A 3,726-nucleotide genomic window follows, 5' to 3' on the forward strand; every position below is an offset into this window, starting at 1 on the left:
ATCCGGCGCTGCGCGAAAAACTCGAGCATCTCGTCCTGATCACCTCCAGCCTGTCGACCCTGATCGGCACCAGGCTGACCGCCGAATTCGGCCTGACCGCCGGCTTCTCGTCGCTGGATGGGGACTGAGCATGAAGAGATTGCTCATCGATCGCCGCGATTTCCTCAGGGCCGCCGGCATCGGCTTTGCCGCCGCGGTGACGCCCTCAGCCTGGGCAACCACGCTTGCTGCGGATGCCGTCTTTGCCACCGCCTTCGTCAAGCGCGATGGCAGTTTTGGCGCCGCCGTCCTGTCCGAGGCCGGCAAGGTGCTGCATGCGATCGACCTGCCCGATCGCGGCCACGACGTCACCTTCGATCCCGCATCGAGGCGTTCGGTGGTTTTCGCCCGCCAGCCCGGCACCTTCGCCGTCGTGTTCGATCACACCGGGCGCGACGCTCCGCTGACCATCGCCAGCATCGCCGGCCGGCATTTCTTCGGCCATGGCGTGTTCTCGCCCGACGGCGCGTTGCTCTACGCCACCGAGAACGATTTCGACAACGCGGCCGGCGTGGTCGGCGTCTATGACGCGCGGGCGAAATTCAATCGCATCGGCGAATTCCCCACCTACGGCATGGGTCCGCACGAACTTCTGCTCTTGGGCGACGGCAGGACGATCGCGGTCGCCAATGGCGGCATCGAGACCCATCCCGACTATGGCCGCGCCGAGCTCAACATCGCCACCATGAAACCGTCCTATGTGCTGGTCGACCGCGTCACCGGGGATCTCATCGAAAAACATGAATTGCCGGCTGCACTGCACCAGCTGTCGATCCGCCACATGGATGCAGACCGGTCCGGCACCGTCTGGTTCGGTTGCCAGTACCGGGGGCCGGGCACCGATCGTCCGTTGCTGGTCGGCCGCGCCGCGCGTGGCAAGGATCTGGCTTTGCTCGACATGCCGCAGACTTTGCTATCCGGCTTCCGCAACTATATCGGCTCGGTCGCCGCCAATCCTGTTGCCGGTACCGTTGCCGTATCCTCGCCGGAGGGCAATTCGCTGGTCGTCATCGATGCGGGCAGGGGCGGGGTCGTCTCCTCCAATACGCTGGTCGAGGTCTGCGGCGTGGCCCCTGACGGGGCCGGGTTCATGGCCACAACGGGCGCCGGCGAGATCATCGAGGACAGTGGTGCCACGCGGTCGGAACCGGACTATGTCTGGGACAATCACATGCTGCGAATAGAGCAGGCGGCATAAGCTCTTCTGCCAGCCCAAACCGAAGCCGCTTAACAAATTGTGCACTATACCCTTGCGGTTGCGCGCTGTGGCGGGCACAGGGAATTGTTTCTAGCAACCGGTCGTTTCATGAAGGTCCTTGCCATCGACTGTGCCGCCAGCCTCTGCGCCGCCTGCGTCTACGACGCGGCGGTCGGGCAGGAACTCGGCCGTTCGGTGCTGGATCTGGGCAAAGGCCATGCCGAGCACCTGATGGCCGTCATCGCAGAGGCGCTGAACGCCGGTGCGAACGGCTACGCCGACCTTGGCGCCATTGCCGTCTCCGTCGGCCCCGGGTCCTTCACCGGCCTGCGTGTCGGCGTGTCGACCGCGCGCGGCCTGGCGCTGGCGCTCAAGGTGCCGGCAATCGGGGTGACAACCCTCGAGGCGCTGGCTGCCGAGGCGGTCACCGCATTTCCAGGCCGTGCCGTGCTGGCGGCGCTCGATGCCGGACGGGAGGAAATCCATGCCGCTCTCTACGATGAAATGTCAGTTTTGACTTACGGTCCGGCCGTGGCCACGCTTGCGAATGCGGCGGCCATGGCGTCGGAACGTTCCGCGGTGCTTGCCGGCACGGCCGCGACGCCGATCGCTGAAGCGGCCGGCCGACCCTTCGACATCGGGCCTCGGACGGCCACCGCCGACATTCTCACCTACGCCCGGCTGGCTGCCGCAAAGGGGCAGGGCGAAAGGCCGAAACCGCTTTATCTGCGCGGTGCCGATGCCAAGCCACAGGCCGGGTTTATACTTTCGAGGCAAAGACCATGATCCCGAAAAGTGGAAGCCGGTTTTCGCGGACAAACGGCCCCGTTTGTCCAGAGATCATGGTCAGACGAGAAAACGAGAGTTAATGCGCATACCTTTTCTCCAATCGCGTCGCCGGGACTACGCGCTCGAGCCGCTCAGGATCACCGACAGCCCCGCTATATCGGTGCTGCACCGCGAGGATTTTGTCCGCCCATGGACCGACGGTGAGTTCGCCGCCTTGCTCGAACAGGACACCGTGTTCGGTTATGCCGCCCGCGAAACCGGGCAGGGCGCCAAGCCGCCTGTTGGCTTCGTCCTCGCCCGGCTGGCCGCTGGCGAAGGCGAAATCCTGACCGTCGCGGTGGCGCGGTCGCATCGCCGCCAGGGATTGGGCTGGCAGTTGATGGACGCCGTGCTGCGCGAACTGCATTCGCAACGCGCCGAGGCCCTGTTCCTCGAGGTCGACGAGACCAATGCCGCCGCGATCGCCCTCTATCGTCGGCTGGGTTTTCGGGAAGTCGGCAAGCGCCCGGATTACTACAAGTCGCCCGATCGCCGGCCGACAGGCGCGCTTGTCATGCGCCGCGATCTTCGCTAGCGAGGGATCGGGTAGGGCCAGGACATATGATCGGAAAAATCAGGATTTTCCTGGCGCTGGGCCTCGTCGTCGCCGGGTCGCTGGTTTTCGTGCCGCTGCAGATCCTGTCGATGAAAACCGGCTGGTGGCCGGAAACCGTCATCCTCAAGATCTGGCATAGGCTGATCATCCGGGCGCTCGGCATGCGTATTCATGTCAAGGGGACGCTCTCCGACAAACGCCCCTTGCTGGTTGCCTCCAACCACATCTCCTGGACCGACATCATGGTGCTGGGCTCTTTTGCCGATGTGAAATTCATCGCCCGGGCCGACATGGAAGGCTGGCCGCTGATCGGCATGCTGTCGAAGCTGCAACGCACCGTCTTCATCGAGCGTGAGCGCAAGCGCTCCTCGGGCGATCAGGCCAGCGAGATCGCCAGCCGCATGGCCAAGGGCGACGCCATGGTGCTGTTCGCGGAGGGGTCGACCGGTGACGGCAATATCGTCCTGCCTTTCAAGAGCACGCTGTTCGGCGCGGCCTCGATGGCGATCTCGGAAGGTGCCGCGCAGGAAGTGTTCATCCAGCCGGTGGCGATCGTCTACACGCGCCTGCACGGCGTGCCGCTTGGCCGCCGCCACCGCCCGATCGCGGCCTGGATCGGCGACGAGGACCTGATGCCGCATCTCAAGGTGCTGATGGCCGAGGGCGCGCTCGACGTCGAGGTGCATTTCGGCGAACCGATCGCCTTTGCCAAGGGCTCCAACCGCAAGGAAACGGCCAAATTGATGGAAGGCCGGGTGCGCGAGATGATGCAGGCGGCGCTCGCCGATCCCCTCCCGAGCCGTTAGCCGCCGGCAGGAGCCAGCCGGCGCATGCCGAGAATCGTCTGTTTTTTGTCACGGAAAGGCGTTAGAAGCCGCCGGATGGACTTGAACACGATTGAAAGCGACGACATCGGCACTGCGGCCGGACAGCCGGCGGTGCGCGCCACGGCAGAGAAGAAGGTCTTCATCAAGACCTATGGCTGCCAGATGAACGTCTATGATTCTCAGCGCATGACCGACGCGCTGGCCGCCGACGGCTATACCGCGACCGATGCCATCGGCGAAGCCGATCTGGTGCTGCTCAACACCTGCCACATCAGGGA

General features: G+C 64.6%; 4 protein-coding genes and 2 pseudogenes. All 6 read left to right on the forward strand.

The genetic code is table 11. The annotated features are described in order from the left end of the window. A pseudogene (locus EOA36_RS38565) lies at positions 1-128 on the forward strand (peptidase M75, Imelysin); the annotation flags it as partial. A 2-nt stretch (positions 129-130) separates the two neighbouring features. Continuing rightward, entirely contained in the window at positions 131-1,237 is a 1,107-nt protein-coding gene (locus EOA36_RS30365; RefSeq protein ID WP_127280628.1) for a DUF1513 domain-containing protein, read from the forward strand. 108 nt (positions 1,238-1,345) lie between these two features. After that, complete coding sequence (gene tsaB / locus EOA36_RS30370; protein WP_127280629.1) at positions 1,346-2,023, forward strand: tRNA (adenosine(37)-N6)-threonylcarbamoyltransferase complex dimerization subunit type 1 TsaB; 678 nt, start codon at positions 1,346-1,348, stop codon at positions 2,021-2,023. A gap of 82 nt (positions 2,024-2,105) precedes the next feature. Next, entirely contained in the window at positions 2,106-2,600 is a 495-nt protein-coding gene (gene rimI / locus EOA36_RS30375; protein WP_127280630.1) for a ribosomal protein S18-alanine N-acetyltransferase, read from the forward strand. 26 nt (positions 2,601-2,626) lie between these two features. Then, positions 2,627-3,427, forward strand: coding sequence for a 1-acyl-sn-glycerol-3-phosphate acyltransferase (locus EOA36_RS30380; RefSeq protein ID WP_127280631.1), 801 nt, complete (start codon positions 2,627-2,629; stop codon positions 3,425-3,427). 75 nt (positions 3,428-3,502) lie between these two features. Further along, positions 3,503-3,726, forward strand: a pseudogene (locus tag EOA36_RS30385) (tRNA (N6-isopentenyl adenosine(37)-C2)-methylthiotransferase MiaB); the annotation flags it as partial.

The organism is Mesorhizobium sp. M8A.F.Ca.ET.021.01.1.1 (assembly GCF_003998025.1).
Lineage (GTDB): Bacteria > Pseudomonadota > Alphaproteobacteria > Rhizobiales > Rhizobiaceae > Mesorhizobium.